Source organism: Microbacterium sp. UFMG61, from assembly GCF_015354505.1.
Taxonomy (GTDB): Bacteria; Actinomycetota; Actinomycetes; order Actinomycetales; family Microbacteriaceae; genus Microbacterium.
In genome coordinates, this window is record NZ_JACAFP010000030.1 from 1 (window position 1) to 757 (window position 757).

1 protein-coding gene and 1 pseudogene are annotated in these 757 nt (G+C 66.7%); both read right to left on the bottom strand.

From position 1 onward, the window contains the following. Positions 1-359 precede the first annotated feature (359 nt). Positions 360-599: an acyl-CoA carboxylase subunit epsilon gene (locus IXW21_RS18105; protein WP_194765483.1), complete on the bottom strand. Its 240-nt coding sequence runs from the start codon at positions 597-599 to the stop codon at positions 360-362. Further along, a pseudogene (locus IXW21_RS18345) lies at positions 596-757 on the bottom strand (carboxyl transferase domain-containing protein); the annotation flags it as partial. The gene IXW21_RS18105 and the pseudogene IXW21_RS18345, both read right to left, overlap by 4 nt.

Sequence of the window (757 nt, forward strand, 5' to 3'; positions counted from 1 at the left end):
GGGGAACGAACTGCACCGGCGCAGTGCGACCCGTGATGTGCGGGAGATCCCGGTGACGGGCACGATCGTCGGTGATGACGTGGGGGCGGTCGGCGCTGCGTGCGTGGTGCTGGATCAGATCCTGACGCCGCGCGCATCCGATCTGTACCTGCGGGAGGCGACGGCACTCCGTCCGTAGTTCCGGTATATCGGCGCAGAGACCGGAATAGTAATTCCAATCGATGTACTATTGAGTCGGATGCGCCGTTTTGGGGTGATGCGAGTCTGTCTCTCTCGCATCCATGGCGAAGAATGCCTGCGGGACCCGAGAGCTGGGGGGCTCTCGGGTCCCGCAGGCATTCCTGCAGGCGCGGTCGTCTTCAGCCGGAGAATCGGCCCCAGGGGATGTCTCGGCGCAGCGGAGTCCGCAGAGACCGCTGTGTGCGCATCCAGGCGGATGCCACAGGCTCGTCGGCGACGGCCTCCGCGCTCTCCTGCGCGTAGGCATCGCTGACGACGGCGATCAGAGCAGCGAGTTCCTCGTCCGTCGCGCTGCCGCGGGTGATCTCGATCGTCGGCGGCTTCCGGTCGGACGGACTGGCGTCGGGCTGCCCGGTCACAGCGGGATGTTCCCGTGCTTCTTGGGCGGAAGCTCTGCACGCTTGCCGCGCAGAGCGCGCAGAGCCTTGGCGTGGATACACGGGTGTTCGCCGGCTCGATGATGCCGTCGATCTCGCCGCGCTCGGCAGCGAGGAACGGAGACGTGACGCTGTAGGTG